Source organism: Ventosimonas gracilis, assembly GCF_001580025.1.
Taxonomy (GTDB): domain Bacteria; phylum Pseudomonadota; class Gammaproteobacteria; order Pseudomonadales; family Pseudomonadaceae; genus Ventosimonas; species Ventosimonas gracilis.
The window spans coordinates 1-227 of sequence record NZ_LSZO01000095.1 but is presented as its reverse complement, the minus strand read 5'-3'; the positions used below and the strand labels follow the sequence as shown (position 1 = coordinate 227).

Sequence of the window (227 nt, the reverse complement as noted above, 5' to 3'; positions counted from 1 at the left end):
TGTCGGTGCCCATACGCGCGGCCATATCGGCGGCGGCTTGCTGCGCCTTTACAAAGTCGTCGCCAACAATGCCGCTAAAGGCCAGCAGGGCGGTTTGCGCACGGGTGATGCTGCCGGCGTCAAAGGTGGTGGCGTCCGCCAGCGCTTGCCCCATCTCGTTAAGCTGTTCACGGTTAAAGCCTGCCGCCTCGCCGGTGGATTTTAATACGGCGGCAAGTTGCGCCTGT

1 protein-coding gene is annotated in these 227 nt (G+C 62.6%); it reads right to left on the bottom strand.

Annotated features, from left to right (window positions below):
* The coding region (locus AXE65_RS04520; protein WP_153015386.1) for a hypothetical protein at positions 1–227 on the bottom strand (227 nt) is incomplete at both ends.